18 protein-coding genes are annotated in these 21669 nt (G+C 40.3%); 2 read left to right on the top strand and 16 right to left on the bottom strand.

Going from position 1 to position 21669, the window contains the following annotated elements; translation table 11 throughout:
• Position 1 precedes the first annotated feature (1 nt).
• The 10 genes from BWD42_RS03195 to BWD42_RS03150 all read right to left on the bottom strand — a co-directional run bounded on the left by BWD42_RS03195 (position 2) and on the right by BWD42_RS03150 (position 13639).
• Positions 2–1594 carry a sulfatase-like hydrolase/transferase gene (locus tag BWD42_RS03195; protein WP_077433055.1) on the bottom strand — a complete coding sequence of 531 codons (1593 nt, stop codon included), beginning with the start codon at positions 1592–1594 and terminating at the stop codon, positions 2–4.
• A gap of 61 nt (positions 1595–1655) precedes the next feature.
• Positions 1656–3125, bottom strand: a complete 1470-nt coding sequence (locus BWD42_RS03190) for a RagB/SusD family nutrient uptake outer membrane protein (RefSeq protein ID WP_077433053.1) — start codon at positions 3123–3125, stop codon at positions 1656–1658.
• Positions 3126–3140: 15 nt separating this feature from the next.
• A complete protein-coding gene (locus tag BWD42_RS03185) occupies positions 3141–6194 on the bottom strand; it encodes a SusC/RagA family TonB-linked outer membrane protein (protein ID WP_077433051.1) in 3054 nt (1017 codons plus the stop codon).
• 502 nt (positions 6195–6696) lie between these two features.
• Positions 6697–7653: a thioredoxin-disulfide reductase gene (gene trxB / locus BWD42_RS03180; RefSeq protein ID WP_077433049.1), complete on the bottom strand. Its 957-nt coding sequence runs from the start codon at positions 7651–7653 to the stop codon at positions 6697–6699.
• A 27-nt stretch (positions 7654–7680) separates the two neighbouring features.
• On the bottom strand, positions 7681–8634 hold the full coding sequence (locus BWD42_RS03175; RefSeq protein ID WP_077433047.1) for a 3'-5' exonuclease: 954 nt from the start codon (positions 8632–8634) through the stop codon (positions 7681–7683).
• 71 nt (positions 8635–8705) lie between these two features.
• Positions 8706–10028: a M16 family metallopeptidase gene (locus tag BWD42_RS03170; RefSeq protein ID WP_077433045.1), complete on the bottom strand. Its 1323-nt coding sequence runs from the start codon at positions 10026–10028 to the stop codon at positions 8706–8708.
• Positions 10018–11277 (bottom strand): M16 family metallopeptidase, encoded by a 1260-nt coding sequence (locus tag BWD42_RS03165; protein WP_077433043.1) that lies wholly within the window; start codon positions 11275–11277, stop codon positions 10018–10020. The genes BWD42_RS03170 and BWD42_RS03165 overlap by 11 nt, the downstream gene beginning before the upstream one ends.
• 16 nt (positions 11278–11293) lie before the next feature.
• Complete coding sequence (gene hemF, locus BWD42_RS03160; protein ID WP_077433041.1) at positions 11294–12193, bottom strand: oxygen-dependent coproporphyrinogen oxidase; 900 nt, start codon at positions 12191–12193, stop codon at positions 11294–11296.
• A gap of 17 nt (positions 12194–12210) precedes the next feature.
• Positions 12211–13215, bottom strand: coding sequence for an NAD(P)H-dependent glycerol-3-phosphate dehydrogenase (locus tag BWD42_RS03155; RefSeq protein WP_077433039.1), 1005 nt, complete (start codon positions 13213–13215; stop codon positions 12211–12213).
• Positions 13216–13291: 76 nt separating this feature from the next.
• On the bottom strand, positions 13292–13639 hold the full coding sequence (locus tag BWD42_RS03150) for a Rieske (2Fe-2S) protein (protein ID WP_077433037.1): 348 nt from the start codon (positions 13637–13639) through the stop codon (positions 13292–13294).
• Positions 13640–13707: 68 nt separating this feature from the next.
• On the opposite strand from BWD42_RS03150, the gene ychF reads away from it, so the two are divergent.
• On the top strand, positions 13708–14808 hold the full coding sequence (gene ychF, locus BWD42_RS03145) for a redox-regulated ATPase YchF (protein ID WP_077433035.1): 1101 nt from the start codon (positions 13708–13710) through the stop codon (positions 14806–14808).
• Between the two features lie 264 nt (positions 14809–15072).
• On the opposite strand, the gene BWD42_RS03140 is transcribed toward ychF, so the two are convergent.
• Positions 15073–15369, bottom strand: a complete 297-nt coding sequence (locus tag BWD42_RS03140) for a DUF2892 domain-containing protein (protein WP_077433033.1) — start codon at positions 15367–15369, stop codon at positions 15073–15075.
• Between the two features lie 134 nt (positions 15370–15503).
• On the opposite strand from BWD42_RS03140, the gene BWD42_RS03135 reads away from it, so the two are divergent.
• The gene (locus BWD42_RS03135) at positions 15504–16349 is read left to right on the top strand and encodes an ATP cone domain-containing protein (RefSeq protein WP_077433031.1); all 846 of its coding nucleotides are present in this window, start codon (positions 15504–15506) and stop codon (positions 16347–16349) included.
• A 61-nt stretch (positions 16350–16410) separates the two neighbouring features.
• Here the strand turns inward: BWD42_RS03135 and ispE are convergent, their stop codons facing one another.
• The 5 genes from ispE to BWD42_RS03110 all read right to left on the bottom strand — a co-directional run bounded on the left by ispE (position 16411) and on the right by BWD42_RS03110 (position 21563).
• On the bottom strand, positions 16411–17232 hold the full coding sequence (gene ispE / locus BWD42_RS03130; protein WP_077433029.1) for a 4-(cytidine 5'-diphospho)-2-C-methyl-D-erythritol kinase: 822 nt from the start codon (positions 17230–17232) through the stop codon (positions 16411–16413).
• 32 nt (positions 17233–17264) lie between these two features.
• On the bottom strand, positions 17265–17792 hold the full coding sequence (locus BWD42_RS03125) for an adenine phosphoribosyltransferase (protein WP_077433027.1): 528 nt from the start codon (positions 17790–17792) through the stop codon (positions 17265–17267).
• Positions 17779–18747, bottom strand: a complete 969-nt coding sequence (locus tag BWD42_RS03120; RefSeq protein WP_077433025.1) for a ComEA family DNA-binding protein — start codon at positions 18745–18747, stop codon at positions 17779–17781. The genes BWD42_RS03125 and BWD42_RS03120 overlap by 14 nt, the downstream gene beginning before the upstream one ends.
• A 110-nt stretch (positions 18748–18857) precedes the next feature.
• On the bottom strand, positions 18858–20162 hold the full coding sequence (locus BWD42_RS03115) for an efflux RND transporter periplasmic adaptor subunit (RefSeq protein ID WP_077433023.1): 1305 nt from the start codon (positions 20160–20162) through the stop codon (positions 18858–18860).
• A gap of 21 nt (positions 20163–20183) precedes the next feature.
• Positions 20184–21563 (bottom strand): TolC family protein, encoded by a 1380-nt coding sequence (locus tag BWD42_RS03110; protein WP_175991941.1) that lies wholly within the window; start codon positions 21561–21563, stop codon positions 20184–20186.
• Between the last annotated feature and the right edge of the window lie 106 nt (positions 21564–21669).

Below are 21669 nucleotides of genomic sequence, written 5' to 3'. Positions count from 1 at the left end.
CCTAACGAAATTGGTTGTTTGTTTTCAGCAGATTATAGTCCACGACACCATTCTGCTGTGCCCATATTTTATAACGTGCTTCGAGGTCTTGGACAATTGCTGGATATTGTTCTGCAACATTCTTATTTTCCCCTCTGTCTTCATCAATATTGTAAAGCTGTGGCTTATTCCCATCTTTGAATAAAGACACAAGTTTCCATTTACCATATCGTACAGCTTTATTACCTGCACGTTCCCAAAACAGTGGGCTTTGACGGTCAATCTGATTTTTATCAGTGCGCAACAATTCGCGCAGACTAAGGCCTGGTAAAGGATTGATGGTTGAATCCCCTTGTGTTGACGGGTATTTTGCTTGTGCAAAATCATATAGCGTAGGTGCAATATCAATCAGGTGCCCCGTCCCCTTTTTAACGACGTTCGCTTTCACTTCCTTTGGGAACCAGACAATGAAAGGTGCCCCGATTCCCCCTTCATAGGGGTTATCCTTATAGCTTCGCAAAGGGGAATTCCCTGTTTGGGACCAGTTGCTATTTTGCATATCATAAGAACCTGGCAAACCTACAGTCTCTGTATTTCGGGAGGTGTAGATTCGGTTGCGCTCTCCACCCTGGGCTCCATTGTCGGACAAAAAGATGATGATCGTATTTTTGTCTTTCTTGAGTTCTTTTAATGTTTGCCTGACTTTTCCAATACTTTGGTCCACCCGATCGACCATGGCGGCAAACACCTGCTGTCGACGTTGCCAATATTGCTGTTCATCATAGGTAAGCTTGTTCCATTGCTGCACAGTTGAGTCCTTTGCGGCAATAGGCTGGCCTTTAGGGAAAACGCCCTTTTGAACCGCATTTTCATAGCGTTTCATACGCAAACTGTCCCAGCCCTGCTGATATACTCCCTGATATTTCTGGGTTTCGTGTTCTGGAGCTTGCAAAGGCCAATGAGGTGCATTAAAGGCGAGATACAGAAAAAAAGGTTTTTTATCCTGCGCCTGCTCGCGCAGAAAACCAATTGCCTGATCTGTAATTTCGTCGGTTAGATAACGTCCCTTGGGTAGATAGAATGGTTTGTTATTTCGGTACAAGGGTACACTAGGATTTTCAGGCCCATTAATTTCATAAAAATTGGATGCACCGCCCACAAAATTAAACGAGCGTTCAAAACCTCGCTGCGCTGGCCATTGATCATAGTCATCGCCAACATGCCATTTTCCAGAAATAATGGTGGAATACCCCGCTCCTTTCAGTACTTCGGCCAGCGTCTGCGATTCGTGGTTTAAAAATCCCTGGTATGCGGGTAAGCCCAGGTTAACATTAAAATATCCTATACCAGCACGATGGGCATATTGACCTGTCAACAATGTTGCGCGAGTGGGAGCACAGATCGAATTATTATAAAATTCCTGGAACCGGGTCCCCTGTTTTGCCAGCTCTGTCAAATTTGGTGTACGGAAATCTATTCCACCATAAGGTTCTATATCTGAAAAACCCAAGTCATCAACTAGGATCAACACAATATTTGGTCGTTTGTCCTGCGCTATACTCTTATTGAATATCCAGCTTATACAAAGTGCGATAAGAATGTATATTGTTTTCATAATTTATCATATTTTGCGATGCGAATAAAATCAAATTATTTTCTCACAGCGCTGTAATTCACTATTTGGCCAACCAGTCCGGATGTTGAACCAATTTCGGATTCAAATTCAGCTCTCGTTGCGGCGTTGGAAAATGAAGATGTCGCGGTGCGGCATTCGTTTTTCCCGCAGCTTTTAATTTGCTGATATAATAATTCGCCCCTCGACGTACCAAATCAAACCAGCGCTGGTACTCGTACACCAATTCTTTCCGTCGTTCCTCAAATACCAGTTCCCGAAAGCTATCTTTGTTTTCAGTCCCAGACAGCTTTTCGATGCCGGCCCTTGCGCGCACCGCATTAATTGCATCCCGAGCCTCCTGTGTTGGACCATTTAATTCATTCTCTGCTTCAGCCAGTATAAGCAAAACTTCAGCATATCGTATGATGGGCGTATTTTTTGAAGACTGAGATTGATTACCGACCACGGTCTGGTCATAATACTTATTGAATTGTGGTTTGGTCAGCGCATAGTATTTACCATCTTTGGGTGATATCATACCTGTTGTAAAGGTCACAGAAAGGCGTTTATCATCTACTGCGAAGCTCTTATAGAGACCACCCTCGCTATGTAAAGCATCGGCATAGTCCCCATTGATCCCGGGTATATCCGCCGGCGCAGAACGACTTGCCAATGAATTCCCTTGGTAACCACTATTTCCTTTAAATTGCGCCGAAAAAATATGTTCAATACCATTTTTTTTCTCTGTATTGAAGACATCTGAAAAATCTGGAAAAAGCGCATATCCTTCTTTGTCAATCACATCCTTGGCCAGCAGCTTCGCATTAGTCCAATCTGACTGGGTCAGGTATACCTTTGCCAGAAGGCTTTTAGCCGCACCGGATGTAGCCCGCCCTTTGTCTGCATCGCCATAATTTTTATAATTCGGCAAGCTGGAAGCCGCTTTTAAATCGTTTATAATCTGTGCATAGACCTCATTTTCTGACGCCTTTGACACATACAGTTCTTCTGCCGATAAACCTTCAATCGGACGTAAAACGAGTGGAACAGGGCCAAACCAGCGTACTAGATTGAAATAATGTAATGCCCGTAGGAATTTGGCTTCATTGATCAACCGTTGCTGTATGGTGACATCAATCTGATTTTGCGTCATCGCTTCAATATTAACGATATTCAGATTTGATGCATTAATGGCATCATAACTCTGTTTCCAGAGTTGTTCCATTCGGTCATTTGAGGCGTCGTGGGTTAAGTTGCTTATAGCGCGCACATGGGCATTCCGCGCGCGAGGTCCGGCCTCATAATCATCTGTCGCCATTTCCACAGCAATCTGAAATAAACTGTTGTACAAAGATTGTCCTGTTTCATACAGTTTTCGATAAGTACCTGTCACTGCAGCAACGGCCTGTCCTTGATTCAGGTAGAACTGCTCCGAAACCAATGCGCTCTCGGGCTTCTCAGTCAATTTTGAACAAGATATTCCGGTTAACAAAACGATGAATAAGGTGATGGGATAATATTTTTTTTTCATTGCGATCTGTATAAGTTAGAAGGTTAAGGATAAACCTATAGATATAGACTTAGCGGCAGGATAAATTCCAGCATCCGTACCAATCTGGACATTGCTACCTGAAGTTACCTCAGGATCAAACCCCCTATAATTGGTCCATGTCAATAGATTTTGTGCAGCCAGATATAGGTTCAAATTTGTAATATGTGCATTTTTCAACCATTCTTTTGGAAAGTTGTAGCCAAACTGCAGGGATTTCAGCCGGGCAAATGATCCACTTTCAACAAACTGATTCGAGAATACCGGAGCAGGATCCAGCTTGGCCCTCGGGTATAGCTGACTTGGATTGCTTGTTGTCCAGCGTTTAAGTGCATCAATTGATGCGTTCTGCTGACCGGTAAACATCTCAAGGTTTTGGCGGTTGATGTTCAGTAAGTCATTGCCAACAGTTCCCTGAATCAAGAAAGACAAATCAAATCCTTTGTAAGAAAGCGTATTACTGATACCAAATATAAAATCAGGTTGTGCGTTGCCGATGATGGTCCGGTCGTTGGCAGTGGTAAACTGGCCGTCGCCATTAATATCCTTATACACGCGATCCCCAGCCTTCGGATTGGCGTTCCCGGTTAATACTCCTTTACTACTCTCCTCACCCAGTTGTAAAATACCATCGATTACGGTCCCATAGAAAGTACCCAAAGGCTCTCCTACCTTAATAATATAGTTTCCAGTAATGTAAGATGTAGCTCCTTCACCAATAGTTAACACTTTATTTCGGTTAAAAGAGATATTTAGATCTGTATTCCAACTAAAGTTTCCCTGTAGATTTTTTGATTTCAGGCCAAACTCCAAACCTTGATTTGAAACAGATCCAAAGTTTTGTAAGGAAGTGGCATAACCTGAGGTCCAGGGTATCTCAACATTCAACAATAGGTCTTTCGTCTTTTTATAATAATAGTCGGCGGTAAACTGTAATCGGTTTTTCAAGAGTGAAAGGTCAAAACCAGCATCATATTGGAACGTGGTTTCCCAGCCCAGATTCTTGTTTGGAACCCGTTGCGACGCAAAGCCTGTGACCACGTTATTTCCAAAGAGATAATTTAGGCTATACAGTGTGGAGAGTGACTGATATTGTCCTATCTCCTGATTTCCGGTTGTACCAAAACTTGTTCGTATTTTAAAGTCATCAATAGCAGGGAAAGCCTGTTTAAAAAAAGGTTCATTTATTATACGCCAGGAGAATGCCAATGAGGGAAAATTGCCCCATTTATTGTTAGCGCCAAACCTGGAGCTACCATCACGGCGTATGCTGGCTGAAACATAGTATTTATTTGAATAATTATAGTTTACCCGTGCTAAATAGGAATGCAAGACCCAATTATAAGTGTCCGACGAAGGTCGAGTCAAGGTAGACCCACTCTGTAAACTATTGAAAAGTAAATCATCTGTAACAAAATTCTGCGCACCGGCACTAAATACTTCGTTTTTATTTTCCTGTTGTGTAAAACCAAGGAGCGCGTTAAAATTATGCTGTCCGATAACCCCGGTATAGGTTAGGGTATTTTCATTCAACCAAGAGTTACCATTTAAATTTCCTAAGCTCGCCTCCCCCTTCGATCCCGCACCCTCATAGATATAAGACGGAAGATAGAATTTGTCATCCCGATTATTCAGATCGACCCCAAAAAGCACTTTTGCCTGCAGTCCTTGTAAAATACGATATTGCGCAAAGGAAGTACCCAAAACCCGTAAACCATTTGATGTATTTGTCGTTTCTTTCAATGTTGCTATCGGATTAGCGAAAATATTCTCAAAGGGGTTACGCAGTGTGTAAGTACCATTAGGTTCGTATATCGTTGCTGTCGGCGGCATAATAAGCAATGCATTCACAATACCTGCTGGAGCGATCTGTGCGTTTGTTTTATTAATGGATAAGTTGGCCCCTACCTGCAGGCGATCGAAGGGATTTGCGTTGATATTTGAGCGAAATCCCAAGCGTCTGAAATCTGTATTTAGGATGACACCTTCCTGATCAAAATAATTAGCACCCAGAAAATACTGAACCTTCTCAGCTCCTCCAGACAACGATAGTTGGTGGTTTTGTATTCTTCCGGTCCGGAAGGCCGCTTTTTGCCAATCTGTTCCTTCGCCCAATTGATCCAGTTCTGACTGTTTCCGATATTGATTTGGCCCCAAACTTGGGTTGGCATCATACAGCGCATCGTTGCGGAGAATGGCAAAATCACGCGCTTTCAGCACATCAATCTTTTTGAGCACAGTTTGTGTCCCGATACTACCATCATAGTTTAACTGCACATGGCCGGCTTTTCCTTTTTTCGTGGTGACCAGAATAACGCCATTCGCACCGCGCGATCCATATATTGCAGTCGCCGCAGCGTCTTTAAGCACTTCAATACTTTCAATATCTGCAGGATTGATACTGGCTAAAGGATTCACGGGAGTACCGCTTCCGACACCTGTACTTTCTGTCTGATTATATACTGGAAAGCCATCGATGACATACAGCGGCTCATTTCCACCTTGTATGGAAGCACCGCCCCGAATACGAATGCTCACCCCTCCTCCAGGCTGTCCTGAGGTTTGTGTAACCTGAACACCGGCGATTCCACCTTTTAAGGTCTGATCGAGCGAAGACACTGGTTGTTTAAGGAGGTTTTCCGGTAAGGAAGCCACTGCCCCCGTCAAATCACGTCGTTTTTGGGTTCCGTATCCGACCACCACGACTTCCTCCAGATCCTCCGAGCTTGGAGAAAGCTCAATAACAGCCGGAGAGGTATTTACGACGACCCTTTTCTTCTGATAACCAACAAAGGTTAGGATAAGGGTAAAAGGAAGTTTCTGTCCCGTGACAAATTGAAACTTACCATTACGGTCTGTTTTTACACTATGTGTTACGGCCTCTAGTTGTATGGTCACCCCTTCAATGGGTTCTTTGGTCGTGCCATCAATTACTGTTCCTATTAAGGAGGCATTGATGATCGGTTGAGGTTGCTGTGCCAGGACCGGTACAAAGGTATACAGTACAAGCAGGATTAATATAGCATACGAAAGTACGCTGAAATTTTTCATTGTCAGTTCTATTTTAAAGTGAATACGCAAACAAGTGCCAACGCCATTGGTATCCTTGTTATTAAAATTCGAATTACTTACTTAACGAAGTATAAATAAGGAAAAAGGGGTGCTTAACAGCACATTCGCATTCGACAAATGAAAAGGAAGGAATTAAAAATTGGAGTAGTTTCTCCGTTGCTTCTAAAAGCGATTAGATAGTCGTTTTTCATACTTGTTCAAAATTTGTAGTCTAGATTTTATGTTCGTTGCCAACGCCAATTGTTAACGACAGAACAAATATAAAAATAGTTTTCAAAAAGACTACTAATCAAGTAGTCTTTTTGAAAACTATTTTTATATTCTGCCCAGGACTTATTTATTTTTACAAGATAGATCCAGGTAAATAGCAGTTATCTAAAAAAAAGCCCGATATCAAATCGGGCTTTTTGGACAGCAACTTTAATCCATATATTCTATTGGGAGTAATCCGTTGTTGGAATTCCCTATTTTGCAGATTGTGTTATTCTCCGCTTTCTTTGGCAGCAAGGTATCTTTCTGCTTCAAGCGCAGCCATACAGCCGGTACCGGCGGCAGTAATTGCTTGACGAAATATATTATCCTGTACATCTCCACATGCAAAGACTCCAGGTATATTGGTTGCAGTACTATCTGGCTTAGTAATCAGGTAGCCAGTTTCATCCATATCCAATATCCCCGTAAATAACTCCGTATTCGGTTTATGACCAATTGCAACGAAGAAACCTGTCACTTCCAGGACTTTCTCGGATTGGTCTTTGTTGTTGATGACGCGAATTCCAGTGACTACCTGGCCATCACCTAAAACCTCTTTTGCTTCGGAGTTGTAATGTACTTCGATATTAGGTGTGTTCATAACGCGGTGTACCATGGCTTTGGATGCGCGGAACTCATCACGGCGCACTAACATATGTACTTTGGAACATAATTTCGCAAGGTAAGTGGCTTCCTCAGCGGCAGTATCTCCAGCACCCACAATGGCCACTTCCTGATTTTTAAAGAAGAAACCGTCGCATACAGCACAAGCTGATACCCCAAAACCGTTATATTTTTGTTCAGATTCCAAGCCCAGCCATTTTGCTGTTGCTCCTGTAGCAATAATCACTGTATCTGCAGTAACTTGTACTGTGCCATCAATTTCTACACGATGTACATCGCCAGTAAAATCTACTTTGGTCACATAACCAAAGCGCACAGATGTCCCAAAGCGTTCAGCTTGTTCCCGCAGATCTTCCATCATAACCGGACCGGTAATCCCTTTTGGATATCCCGGAAAATTGTCTACTTCTGTTGTTTGTGTCAATTGCCCCCCCGGTACAATACCTGTATAAACCACCGGTTTCATATCCGCACGGGCTGCATAAATCGCTGCAGTATACCCCGCTGGACCTGAACCAATAATCAAACATTGTACATGCTCCACTTCTTGTTTGAATTCCATAATCCTTTTTCTAAGCTATTAATAAAGTTATTTTTTAAATTTATCCTGCAATTCTTTCAGCATATCCAGCGAGATACTTTGAGCTGTCTCTTCTTTCTGTTGATTGAATTCCTTTTTAGCAGTCTTTTTATCCTCTACCGAATGATTAGATGCTGCTTTCGCTTTTTGCTCACTTTTTTCTTTCTTATATTTTATCCAGATATTTTCCAATACCTTTTTGGTGTATAAAGGGAAATCACCGTTCTGCATCCAGGCGTAATAACTTGGTTCCTGCTCAAATACTTCCACAATAGGTTTTCCTTTGTGCTTACCAAAATTGATGGTTTCTAATCCATCTTCGTTATATACAATGCGCCCTGCAAAATCTACAGGCTTACTTAAGTTGGTAAATTCGTGTAAAGCAGCGACATCATTGACTACAGGATACGAAACGACCCCATGACGATCCTCAAATGCTGCTCCCTCATACTTGGTGAGTTGCGCTTTTAACACTTCGTAAGTCGCACGTACATCTGCTTCAGCGGTATGCGCATTCTCCAGGTTCTCATCGCAATAGAACTTATAGGCGGCTTTTAATGTACGCTGTTCCATTTGATGGAAGATGTTTTGTACATCAACAAAGGCACGGCCTTCCAACGAAAAGTCTACGCCAGCACGTAAAAATTCTTCCATAAGCATCGGCACATCAAACTTATTCGAATTGTATCCTGCCAAATCCGCATCACCGATGAAGGTAGCCAATTCTACAGCAATGGTTTTAAATGTAGGTGCGTCTTTAATATCCTCATCACGAATGCCATGAAAAAACGTGGATTCTGCAGGAATAGGTCTTTCCGGGTTAATTTTCTTCGTATATACAGTTTCTTCACCATTGGGCATCACTTTCAAAAATGATACTTCGACAATTCGATCGGTTGCAACATTAACACCTGTCGTCTCTAAATCGAAAAATACCAATGGTCTGTTTAATTTTAATTCCATGCTGGATCGTATGCTTTTTTAACAAAAACCAAAAATACAAAGTTGAATTTGATTTTTGTAGTCTGAGAAATTTAATTTACAACCGCTTGATGAATCGGCTCCATTGGATTGAACTTACCCACAATAACCTTTACCATTTGCTTAAAATCAAGGTATTTATTGGCAATATCACGAACTTTTTCGGGTGTCATATTTTTAATTTCCTCCATGTAATAAGAATAATACGTTAAGTTCATATCGTTCAAAAGAACACTCTTGAATTTATCCGCATGAGAAAATATACTCTCTAACGATCCCAGCATTGATCCTTCCATATAGGTTTTTACCAAATCAACTTCCTCTACCGACGCCAATGTGGTCTTTAGCAGATCGATTTCCTTTTCTATCTCGGCTAAAGTCGCATTCGTCACCTCTACGCCTACTTCTGTCGCAATGGTCAAAAATCCAGTATGCTTTAATGTTGCTACGGCCGACCCAATACTGTAGGTATATCCTTTTTCCTCTCGGATATTACGCATCAGTCTGGAGCCAAAAAAGCCCCCGAGCAGCGTATTTACAAACTGTAATGCGGGGTAATCCGGATGGGTTCTCGATATAGTCTGACTTCCTAAACGAATGGCTGATTGCAGCGCATTTTCTTTCTCTTCATATGCCAAATCGCCCGACTTTTGCGTTAATAATGGGCCATCCGCAGAGGAGGCGGTCCCAAGTTTAAGCCACTCAAATCCAAAGATCTGTTCCAGTTCACTGATGAGATCTTCGGAGACATTGCCCGAAACAATCAAGGTACAATTATCAGGAACAATTTCTTTTCGATACAGTTCTATCAATTGCTCACGGCTAATGGCATCATAATCTTCGAATTTTGGTGTACGCCCATAACGGTTACTTTCACCGAAGATCAGATTATAGAACTTGCGTCTCGCTAGGTAATCATTTTTTTGAATCGATACCTGAAACTTTTGTTTGTTATTACGCAGATAGGTATCAAGTTCTTCTTGCGGAATCGATGCTTCCGTTAAAATATCTTTTACAAGTGGTAGTAAAACCTTACTGTGTCGATTTAAGGTATACAAAGACAGGGAAGTTACATCGAAAGAATATTCAGGGACAAGAAATGCGCCATAAAAATCTACTTTGTCTGCAATTTCAGCGCTTGACATACTCATTGTCCCCTCTTTAAGCAAGGCACTTAATGCACTGTTAAGCAGCGGGTTTTCGATTTGCCCATCGAGATACTTATTCTCAAAAATCCACTCAATACGGACAAGTTCCTGTTCAGGAGAATGAAATATATACACAGGTAGTCCGTTGGCAAACTGCTTTTTGACAGGTTCTTTCAAGCTTATATGACCGATTTCACGGAATTCGGGTGCTTTTGTTCTATCCAACATGTCGTACCTCCTCCTCTTGTGCTTTATACATTAATATTGATGCGTTTTCGGGATTAAAAATAGCTTTTGCTTGCTGTTGTACTTCTTCGGCAGTGACAGCTAGATATTTTGACACTTCTGTATTAATGCCGTTGGCGTCACCAAGCAATTCATGAAAAGCCAAATTCATCGCCTTATCCAAGATAGATAATTCGGCAAACACATTTGTTGACTCGATTTTATTTTTCACCTTTTCCAGCTCGGAGTCAGACACCAACTCTTTTTTCAATAGATCAAGCTCAGCCCATACAGCACGTTCGGCTTCCTCCAATGATACTCCTTCGGAGGGTTTGCCTTCAATAACAAATAAGTTATTATCGATGCTGCCCATGACATAGGCATTTAATTCACTAAAGAGTTGCTCCTCTTTTACCAATCTACGATAAAGCCTTGACGAAGAGCCTCTGGAAAGGATATCCGATAGCAAATCCATTGCGAAATATCCCTCTTCTAACCGTGCTGGGCCATGAAATGCCATATACAGGGCATCCAAAGGTACCGCTGCATAAGCAGTTTCTCTTCTCAATTCCTGCTGTTTCGGCTCTTGCGGTAACTGCCGATTGTATTTTTGGCCAGGCGCAATATCGCCAAACCATTTTTCCACCAAGGATTTCACTTCCTCATAATGTACATCCCCCGAAATAACCATAATTGCACTCTGTGGGTTGTAATGCAATTTAAAGAAGGCTTTGACATCTGCCATCGTTGCATCTTCGATGTGTTTCAGCTCTTTCCCAATAGTAGCCCAACGATATGGGTGAACCTTATAAGCCAGTGGACGCAGCTTGAGCCAGGCATCGCCATAGGGTTGATTAAGATAGCGTTGTTTAAACTCTTCGCTCACGACATTTCGCTGTACTTCAAGGCTCTGCGGAGAGAATGCCAGACTTAACATGCGGTCGGATTCCAACCAGAGTGCGGTCTCCAGATTGGAAGAAGGTAATGTAATATAGTAATTGGTAATATCATTGCTTGTAAAAGCATTGTTCTCACCACCAACTTTTTGCAGCTCTGTATCAAAATTAGGGATATTAACGCTCCCACCAAACATGAGATGCTCAAACAAATGGGCAAAACCAGTCTGCTCAGGAGATTCGTCGCGAGCGCCGACGTCATATAATATATTCACACAGGCCATAGCCGTGTTGTGATCTTCGTGCACTAATACACGAAGTCCATTTTCTAATGTAAATTTCTGGTATGAAACCATGCTGTTTTTTTCGATTTTATGAAATCCAGTTAATACCTTTTCGCAATAAGGATAAGGTCTTGGCTTCTTCGGAGCCTTCTTCAGGTCGATGGTCATATACCCAATTGGCCTGGGCAGGTAGACTCATCAATATAGACTCTATGCGGCCATTTGTTTCAAGTCCAAATTTAGTACCGGAATCCCAGACTAAGTTAAACTCAACGTAACGTCCCCGACGGATCAATTGCCAATTTTTCTGCGCCTCATTAAATGTTTTACTTCTATTTTTTTCGACCAGCGCAGTATAGGTCGGCGCAAAGCTACGGCCCAAGTCACAGGAAAATGCAAAAATATCTTCCATAGACATTCCGGTCTTCGCGGTATTTAGCTTATCGTAGAAAACGCCGCCTATTCCCCGAGTTTCCTCCCTGTGGCGAATGAAAAAATAGTCATCGGCCCATTTTTTAAATTCATCGTAAAAGCTCGGATTATGTTTATCACAGACCGATTTTAACTGCTGATGAAAAAAACGGGCATCCGTTTCATTTACATAATGCGGTGTCAGGTCGATTCCCCCTCCAAACCATCGCATTTGTTCATTCAATTCGAAATATCGGATGTTCATATGGATAATGGGCACCCATGGATTATTGGGATGGATAACAATGGAAACTCCGGTGGCAAAGAAATCATCTTCATCAACACCAAAGGCTTTCTTTATGGTTTCCGGTAATTTACCATGTACAGCAGAAAAGTTGACTCCACCTTTTTCCAATATATTACCGTTCTGAATAATCCGTGTACGACCTCCGCCTCCGCCTTCTCTTTCCCATAGTTCTTCTTCAAACCGGGCCGAACCATCCAAACGCTCCAGCGCCTGGCATATTTCATCTTGAATTTCTTTATAAGCTAAAGCAATCGCTTCTTTTGTTATCATCTACTTCGTTGCTAGGTTTAAGTTAATTTTTCGCTCAAAGCCTGAATAATTTTGGATGCAGGTTGATGAGCATATAAAATCTGATATACGGCATCACAAATAGGCAGTTCAACAGCATACTTTTCTGCATATTGCTGAATACAGGCGGACGCATAATAGCCTTCAGCGACCATATTCATTTCGAGCTGAGCAGATTGCACACTATACCCTTTTCCGATCATATTCCCAAATGTTCTGTTGCGACTGAATTGTGAGTATGCCGTAACCAATAAATCGCCTAGGTAAGCAGAAGTATTGACATCACGGGATGTGTCGCCATCTACTTTAGCTACAAAACGACGCATCTCCCGAATAGCGTTGGAAACCAATACAGCCTGAAAGTTGTCGCCATAGCCTAATCCATGGCATATCCCCCCTGCCAATGCATAAATATTCTTTAATACGGCTCCAAATTCAATTCCTAAGATATCTTCTGAAAGGATCGTTTTAATAACCCGGGAAGATAAAAATGAAGCCACCAAGGCCGCATTATCCAAATTTTTACAACCAAATGTCAAGTACGACAGCTTCCCCAAGGCTACTTCTTCGGCGTGACAGGGACCACCAATCACACAGATCTGTTTCATATCGATAGCATAGTACTGCTCCAAAAACTCCCCGATAATTAAGTTGTCCTTAGGAATAATCCCTTTGATAGCGGATACAACTATTTTATCCTTGAAGTCTTCCTGGGTGACACCCCGCAGTGCATCTTTCAAATAAGCTGCTGGCGTATTTAAAATAACAATATCCGAATTAGCAACTACATTTTTGGCATTCGTATCAATGCTGGTAATACTCAAATCAACAGCGACCCCGCTCAAATAGGTCGGGTTATGTTTAAATTTTTGGATGTATTCAGCATCTTCCTCTTTTCTAATCCACCAAAAAATATGTTTATCTTGGTCATTTTCGCATAGCATCTTAATCATCGCCGTCGCCCAGCTCCCGCTACCTATTATACCAATCTTTTTCCCCTGCATGTTTTTAATTTGTTTTCGAAAGCAAATATACTTATTTACTGCTTAGATATGCGATTGCATGGAGAGATATGATACTTTAGTTACTTTTAGAACCTAGAAAATTTTGCCAAAAACCTGTCTCAATACCTACAAAATAGGCACTGTCTTCTTCTTTGACCGGGTATATATGAATAAAATCATGCTGAGCAGGATTGCCTTTCCCTGTCACAAGATCAAACTCATGCCGATGAAAGGGACAGATCACTTTCCCTCGTTCACACCAACCATTTTTCAAGGGAGCTCCCGCATGCGGACATTTTCTGGAAAACGCGTACAATTGATCTTCAAACCAAGTTAGACAAATGGTCTTTCCACCAACCTTATGCTCTATTATCCCTTTATCCTTTAAAAATTGGGCATCGTCAATTTTGTACCACTGAAGCATGGTACAAGATAGTTAAAAATTACAGTGAATTTTCTATCTTTGTGCAATTTCAAAAATTTGCACTATATATGGCTTTACAATGCGGTATCGTAGGTTTACCAAACGTTGGTAAATCAACATTATTTAACTGTCTGTCAAATGCGAAAGCACAGGCAGCAAACTTTCCATTTTGTACTATTGAACCAAATGTTGGGGTAATTACCGTACCGGATGCCCGTCTAAATAAATTAGCTGAATTAGTCAATCCACAACGTATCGTTCCGAATACCATTGAAATCGTTGATATCGCCGGATTGGTAAAAGGCGCATCAAAAGGAGAAGGATTAGGGAATCAGTTCTTGGGAAATATTCGTACGACAAATGCGATCATTCACGTTTTGAGATGTTTTGATGATGGTAATGTCATTCATGTGGACGGTTCAGTAGATCCAATCAGAGATAAAGAAATCATCGATACCGAACTGCAATTAAAGGATTTGGATACGGTCGTAAAACGTATCCAGAAAGTGGAGAAAATGGCAAAAACAGGCGGTGATAAAGATGCAAAAAAGACTTTTGATATACTTTCCATTGTTAAAGAACATTTAGAATCTGGAAAATCAGCTCGTACAGCCGCTATTGAAGCTGAAGATTTTGAATTTATTCAAGACTTAGCTTTATTAACAGCGAAACCGGTCCTTTATGTATGCAATGTTGATGAAGGTTCTGTTAATACCGGTAATGCGTATGTTGAACGTGTAAAAGAAGCGGTTAAGGATGAGAAAGCCGAAGTTTTAATCATCTCAGCACAAATTGAATCTGAAATTGCCCAACTGGAGAGCTATGAAGAACGCAAAATGTTTTTGGACGATCTTGGTTTAGAGGAATCCGGTGTTCATAAATTAATTAGAGCGGCGTATTCACTCCTGAATTTAGCTACTTATTTTACCGCTGGTGTTCAGGAGGTACGTGCTTGGACAATTGAAAAAGGTTTTACTGCCCCTCAGGCAGCGGGTGTTATCCATACAGATTTTGAAAAAGGTTTTATCCGCGCAGAGGTAATCAAATACGATGATTTTGTCAATCTTGGCTCAGAAAGCGCGGTAAAAGAGGCCGGCAAATTAGCTGTAGAGGGAAAAACTTATATTGTTCAGGACGGAGACATTATGCACTTCCGTTTCAATGTGTAAATAGCTGATAAAAGTATATTTTAAAAATTAAGCTGCCGAAAAGATGATTTTCGGCAGCTTAATTTTATCCAATATTTTTAGGATCTAAATTTCAACTATACTTGTTTCATAGTTGTACTGCAACAACAGCGAACCGCGGTAAGCCCAAGTAGAGACGCGCTCTCGATTGTTACCATGAAGGTTAAAGCTTGCAAAAAAGTAAAATTTGCAGCTTGTACAAATGATATAACAAGATAATTGTGGATGAAGTATAGCTCGCCAGGGTTATTTAACAAAATAACGATGCTCAATTACTTCGACTTTTTTAACATCCTTATCTTCCAGCATTTTTTTGACATCACAATGCCCGGTTACGCCTCGATAAATTAAAGTCCCACCAAGCGTCAATCCTGAAAGCCCTGTCAGCGGTGATTTAAATATTTTTTTTACGCCCAAACCTAAAATAAAACCGCCGGCAATTACAGATAACACGCGTTCAGAAGCGCCAATATTCTCCTCAATGCAATCATCCTTTATCTTAGCCTTAATCTTGTCAAATGCAAATGTCAATAGGTTACTCATAATTATCTCTATTTAAGTATTGTTTCTTTATGTAAACAAATGGTGGTCCAAAAAAGTTTAGAAATAGAATATTAGTTTTTATACGATTTCTCGGATTACATCTCTTATATTCGTATTTATCAAATTAAATATTCATGCAAGTCAAAAAATATTCCGGTGAATTAGTTCCCTTTAATGGAGAGGCTTTAAAACACTCTCTTTCCCGTTCTGGAGCAAATACCGATCAGGTGAACGAGGTATATAGTAGTGTTGTAAGTGAATTATATGACGGCATTTCGACCAGAGAGTTATATCAGCTGGCTTTCGATAAACTGAAAACTGTCCGAAATTCTTTTGCTGCGCGATATAGCCTAAAAAAAGCATTACGTGATCTTGGACCTGAAGGCTTTTATTTTGAAAAATATATTTCCCATTTGCTGCGTTCGATCGGTTATGAAAGTACCACTGGGCAGATGGTACATGGCCATGCTGTTTCCCATGAACTGGATGTTGTGGCTTATAAGGACGGTAAATTGATGACGGCGGAATGTAAGTTCAGGAATGATATTGATGCCAAGATTTCTGTTACAACGCCAATGTATTACCTATCAAGGTTCAAGGATATCAGTGGAATTGACTATAATTTTTTTGGCAAAAAATTGCAGTTTCAGGAAGGCTGGCTTATTACCAACGCTTATTTTACCTCAGATTCGATCGATTTCGCAAACTATTATGGTATCAATTTGCTCTCATGGGATTATCCCAAAGAAACCAGTATCAAAAGAAGAGTAGATAAAGCAGTATTTTATCCCGTCACCTGCTTAACAACTCTTTCGGACCTGGAAGAACAACAACTGTTGAAAAACCAGCTGATCCTGGTAAAAGATCTTGTAAATAATCCGGATAAGCTGGATATCCTTGGACTTAACGCAGAAAGAAAAGAGAAGGTCCTCAAAGAAGCGCGTGAATTACTAGATTATAAAGTGGAAGAAGAATATTGATATCAGCAATCAAAAAAGCAATAGGCCGAGATATAGGCCTATTGCTTTTTTCAGGTTAATATCATTTGTTTAATACAGTGGGGTAATAGACCTTACCGTATTTGGAAAATTCGTTTAAATCCATCTTTTCCCAGAAGATAGCATAGATTGCAGCACCGGAGCCAGACATTGAGGTATAGATAGCGCCTTTGCGATACAAAGCCTCTTTAATTTCTTTGAGCAGTGGATAACGTTCAAAAATAGACTCTTCAAAATCATTTCGAATATGAAATTTCCACTCCTGAATAGGCAATCGAATTGCTTCTTCCAAATTGACAGCTGAAGGCATTGGTTTCACACCGCTGTAAGCTTCGGCAGTGGAAACATGGATATCGGGCATAATAACCGCCATATGGTATTCACTCAGATCGAGTGATATCTCCTTAAAATCTGTCCCTATTCCAGTTGCAAACACAGGAGTATTTGCAATAAAGAATGGGCAATCTGCCCCCAATTGGGCTGCGTATTTCATTAACTGAGCATTTGTTAAGTTTAATTGAAACAGATCATTGAGTCCTTTCAATACAAAAGATGCATCCGCTGATCCGCCGCCCAGCCCAGCTCCGATCGGAATCTGCTTGATCAGATCAATAGAGACGGCCGGGATATCAAACTCATTTTTTAACAGTCCATAAGCCTTTATACAGAGATTATCCGCGGTATTACCTGGTATGCGATTACCTTGTACACTCAATACGCAATGCTCTGCATCCGTCTCTAATAGCTCGATAATATCATAAATTGGTAAGGGATAGAAAATACTATTCAGTTCATGATAGCCATCCGCTCGTTTAGCGGTAACCTGCAGCCCAATATTTATTTTAGCATTTGCAAAGAGTATCATAAGATCGTCTAAATCAACACTTAGATTTTATATTAATAGCTCACCAATGAGGAGATCCTGTCACTAAACCGGGACAATCTGCCTTTTGCTTTGAGAAAGTCCAATGAAATGATAAAACTATAGGCTGCAATCACTCCGCCCAATTTTTCAATAAGTTTGCTTGCCGCGACGACAGTTCCACCCGTTGCCAGCAGATCATCATGGATCAGAATACGGCTACCTTTTTCGAAGGCATCTTCATGGATTTCTATTGTTGCCTGACCATATTCTAATGCATAAGACTCGGAAATAGTTTTAAATGGTAATTTCCCTTGTTTACGAATAGGAATAAAGGGCAAGCCGAGTCTGTTCGCAAGTAAAAAGCCGAAAAGAAACCCACGACTTTCAATACCTGCAATAGCATCGATTTCTATTCCTTGAAGTTGGTCAATAATCGCGTCGATCATTTCATTACATAGTGTAGCATCTTTCAACAAAGGGGTGATATCTTTGAATACAATACCCGGTTTTGGAAAATCCACAATATCCCGGATTTCCAATTTCAATTTATCTTGAATCATTCTCAAATATTAAATACGGCGCGATTTTAGCAATAGCAAGATCCGAAAGTGTACCTATCTTGGTAAAGTCTTCTATATTGGTATAATTCCCATGTTGATCTCGATAATTAACTATTAACTTCGCATCCTTCGGGCTAAGATACGGATGTTTGCCCAATGAATTGGCATCAATCTGGTTAATATTGATTTTTTTGATTCCTTCTAAATTAGACACTGTAATATAGTCCTTAATGAGGTCGTATGTCTCCGAAGTAACACCATAAACCTCCTTTAATTGCTCAATCCTATAGAAGCCGCCAAGTACCTCTTTATATTTCAAAATACGTTTAGAAAGAATTGTTCCGATCCCTTTGAGGCTCATCAAGGCTGTTGTATCACAGGTATTAATATCGATAAGTTCGGCATGGTTGGTTTCAAATTTATCGTAAAGTAGAGGAGCTTTAGCTGTTGCGCCCGCACCTATATTCTCCGCTTGAATACGGATATAGGGTTCGAGCTTTTCGTATAATTTTGCATTGATGGAATACATTTTCCGAACATCATTTTTATTTTTAAACCGCCCCCCTTTTTTCTCGTAATTCTTGATCACCGCAATTTGCTTATCTGAAAGACCAAGCCTACGCCAGCTATCGATGGATAAATTATTGGGATCAAAATAAAACAGCTTGGTATCCCTGTTGTCATCGTCAGCACCTATATCCCGATCTATGGGAGCTGTTTTCTTTTCCAGATGGACATCAGCTACTTTAAATTTCCTATTGGGATAATCTACGGCATCAGCTGAATCGCGAAATGACTGCTCGAAAACCCGAGCCTGATGAACTATGGGATCATTTTTATCGTTTCTACTGACAAGGGAATATATAATACTAAAGAGAATGATTACTACCAATATAACAAAGAACCCATTTTGCTCTGTTTTGTTAAATTTAAAATAAGTCAATAGCCTTTTCATAAGCTGTCAGTGGTTGGGTTATGTAAATTTAATAAATTAAAAGGAAAATAAAAAGGGAGGTGTTTAAAAAAACACCTCCCTTTTATAATTAATATTATATGGATACCATTTTATAACAGGGATTTATCTACTTTTTCCACTTTACTACCATCCTTCAGGGTTTTGGAAATTGCGTCGAATGGTCGCGAAACGACCTGATCTCCCTTTTTCAATCCAGATAGGATAATAATATTTTTGTCGTCTTGGATTCCCGTTTTAATAGGAACCTGTTTTACAGTCTGATCTTTTAAAACAAAGACATATTCCTGTATTTTCTTATTTGTATTTGTAGAATCCTTATCATCCGATCGCACAGTAACCGATTGGATAGGCACCACTAAGCCTTTGTCATGTTTCGTAAAAATCTGTACTGTAGCGGATAGTCCGGGTTTGAACGGTGAAGCGACATTTTCTTTGATCAAATCCTGATAAGATTCTGCACTGATACGCACCTTTACATTAAAATTTGTTACTTGATCTGTAGACGAGGTTGTCGCAGTTGTCGTAGCGATATTTTTGGAGGAGCTTGCAATTTCAGTAACAATACCTTTAAACTTTCGGTCCTGAAAAGCATCCACCTCAATTTCAGCTTGGTTACCTACTCTCACGTTGTTAATATCGTTCTCATTGACATCCACATTTACTTCCATCGAAGACATATTAGCAATGCGCATAATTTCCGTACCAGCCATTTGAGCTGTTCCCACGACACGCTCTCCCTGTTCGATCGACAATAAAGAAATAATACCGTCTGTTGGAGCATAGATAGTTGTCCTGTTCAGATTATCCTGGGCTTCTTTAACAGAAGCTTGAGATTGATCTATAGCATACCTAGTCGACCGTACCGTCTCCCTTTGGGCCTGAATTGCGGCAAGGGTCGAAAAGTATTCGGAAGAACTTTTATCCATTTCAGCAGCAGAAATAACCCGTTTTTCAAAAAGCTCCTGATTCCTCTTGTAGGTTGCTGCTACATTTTTAAAATTTTCTTCCTGCTGTTTGAGTTGTTGTTGGGCAGCCGCCAGGTTGGCACGCTGTGAATTCATCGCAGCTACAGAACGATCGTAGCCGGACTGTAAGATATCAGGCTTTATCCTACAGAGGATTTGTCCTTTCTTCACAAAATCTCCTTCTTTGATATTAAGCTCAACGACCTCACCCGAGACCTCGGAACTCAGCTTAACTTCAATTTCTGGCTGTATTTTTCCACTGGCAGACACCAATTCATCCACATCTGCTTCCTTCACAACGTCTACAGCGACTTTAGTAATATCTCCTTTTCCAAACCAACCGGCCTTAAAGCCGATAAAAACAAAAATTGCCAGGAGCGCTATGACTATTAATAGAATCTTTACTACACTACGTTTTTTCTTTGCCATTGTTTTTGTTAATCAAATAGGTTAATTGTTGTCGAATTGAATTGGATTTCCTAAGTAATAATCAATAATCTTGGATCTAAATATTACATTATATTTTGCCTGAATTAGATCAAATTCCGCTTTGTTTCGTTCGGTCTGTGCCGTAAATAATTCCAAAGAATTTGCCATACCGATATCGTACCGTTCTTTAGTTGCTTTATAAGCTGTTTCAGCACTTTCAAAAGCTGTCGTTGCCGAAGTATATTTTTGTTTGGCTGCGCTTACGTCCAAAATCGCCTGATTGACGGCTTTATTTAAATTGTTCTTCGCTAATTGTTCGGCTGCCTCAGCCTGTTTTAAACCAATTTTGGCCTTTGCTACATTAACTTTATTCTGATTCTTGGAAAAAATGGGGACAGCGAGTGATAAACCAGTGAAAAATGATTTGTTATCCGATATTTGCCGGCTAAAAGGCACGCGATATGTTGTTGTGATATCTAATGGATCAGTTTGCCTAGTTGTTGCAGATGAATAATTTGTACCATAGCTGACACTTAAATTAAGCGTTGGATAGTACCCACCCTTTGCAATATCAATTTGTTTTAATGCGGCTTCTTTATCCAAAGCAGATTTGTGAATATCAGGTTGTCTTGTTAATGCTTTTTGATATACATCTACTGCATTTTTATCTACTGCAGTTAGCAAAACAGATTCTAAACTTGGCCGTTCCAACGAAATTATTGTTTCAGGAGGCATTTCCATCAATTGTTTCAAGGTTAACAAGGACATTTCGTATGAATTCTTCAAATTCACTTTGTTCAATTCATTCGTAGCAACCTGATTTTTTGATTTTGCAAGGTCAGCAATAGTCTTATTTCCAACAGCAAATTGAATAGAATCCAATGAGAATTGTTGTTTCGACAACGCAATCTGATCTTCACTAGCAATCATCATTTCATGATTTGTGATGGCTTCTAAATAATTCACCAATACATTTAGAATAAGATCATTTTTTATCTTGTCGACCTGCGTCGCTGCAGATTCTAACTGTAATTTATTTGCTTTTATTTGATTAACTTGTTGAAAGCCTTGAAATATATTCACGCTTGACCCTACCGACCCAGCGGTTGTTCTAGTCCATGCATTATTGACAATTTGTGCCGAAGTCAAATCGAAGGCAAAACCATAACGGAAATTTTGATCAACTGAAGCACTTAAGTCCGGCAATAAATTACTTTTTGCTTGAAATAAATCCTGAGCTGCGAGATCTTTGCTCAGTTCGGCCTGCTTTATCTGTACATTGCGTTCCAAAGTCATACGTATAGCCTCGGTTACCCCGACAATCTGTTGGGCTTGGATGGGGCTGTTCGTTCCAAGAAAAAAACCAGTAAATACTACTGCAGAATAATAAAATCTTTTCATGTTCATATGTAGAACCATACAATTTTTATAGATTTGAACTTCATTTATCGGTTATGTATTTTGTCAAATCCCCTTTCTTCCTTCGTTGGCTTTATCCCAAATCAAT

This window comes from Sphingobacterium sp. CZ-UAM (assembly GCF_002000245.1).
GTDB lineage: Bacteria > Bacteroidota > Bacteroidia > Sphingobacteriales > Sphingobacteriaceae > Sphingobacterium.
The sequence above is the reverse complement of the archived record's forward strand: the minus strand, read 5'-3'. Positions and strand labels throughout refer to the sequence as shown.

Coding starts and splice junctions, on each gene's coding strand:
- BWD42_RS03195 (WP_077433055.1), bottom strand. CDS start 1,594: ATGAAAACAATATACATTCTTATCGCACTTTGTATAAGCTGGATATTC.
- BWD42_RS03190 (WP_077433053.1), bottom strand. CDS start 3,125: ATGAAAAAAAAATATTATCCCATCACCTTATTCATCGTTTTGTTAACC.
- BWD42_RS03185 (WP_077433051.1), bottom strand. CDS start 6,194: ATGAAAAATTTCAGCGTACTTTCGTATGCTATATTAATCCTGCTTGTA.
- trxB (WP_077433049.1), bottom strand. CDS start 7,653: ATGGAATTCAAACAAGAAGTGGAGCATGTACAATGTTTGATTATTGGT.
- BWD42_RS03175 (WP_077433047.1), bottom strand. CDS start 8,634: ATGGAATTAAAATTAAACAGACCATTGGTATTTTTCGATTTAGAGACG.
- BWD42_RS03170 (WP_077433045.1), bottom strand. CDS start 10,028: ATGTTGGATAGAACAAAAGCACCCGAATTCCGTGAAATCGGTCATATA.
- BWD42_RS03165 (WP_077433043.1), bottom strand. CDS start 11,277: ATGGTTTCATACCAGAAATTTACATTAGAAAATGGACTTCGTGTATTA.
- hemF (WP_077433041.1), bottom strand. CDS start 12,193: ATGATAACAAAAGAAGCGATTGCTTTAGCTTATAAAGAAATTCAAGAT.
- BWD42_RS03155 (WP_077433039.1), bottom strand. CDS start 13,215: ATGCAGGGGAAAAAGATTGGTATAATAGGTAGCGGGAGCTGGGCGACG.
- BWD42_RS03150 (WP_077433037.1), bottom strand. CDS start 13,639: ATGCTTCAGTGGTACAAAATTGACGATGCCCAATTTTTAAAGGATAAA.
- ychF (WP_077433035.1), top strand. CDS start 13,708: ATGGCTTTACAATGCGGTATCGTAGGTTTACCAAACGTTGGTAAATCA.
- BWD42_RS03140 (WP_077433033.1), bottom strand. CDS start 15,369: ATGAGTAACCTATTGACATTTGCATTTGACAAGATTAAGGCTAAGATA.
- BWD42_RS03135 (WP_077433031.1), top strand. CDS start 15,504: ATGCAAGTCAAAAAATATTCCGGTGAATTAGTTCCCTTTAATGGAGAG.
- ispE (WP_077433029.1), bottom strand. CDS start 17,232: ATGATACTCTTTGCAAATGCTAAAATAAATATTGGGCTGCAGGTTACC.
- BWD42_RS03125 (WP_077433027.1), bottom strand. CDS start 17,792: ATGATTCAAGATAAATTGAAATTGGAAATCCGGGATATTGTGGATTTT.
- BWD42_RS03120 (WP_077433025.1), bottom strand. CDS start 18,747: ATGAAAAGGCTATTGACTTATTTTAAATTTAACAAAACAGAGCAAAAT.
- BWD42_RS03115 (WP_077433023.1), bottom strand. CDS start 20,162: ATGGCAAAGAAAAAACGTAGTGTAGTAAAGATTCTATTAATAGTCATA.
- BWD42_RS03110 (WP_175991941.1), bottom strand. CDS start 21,563: ATGAAAAGATTTTATTATTCTGCAGTAGTATTTACTGGTTTTTTTCTT.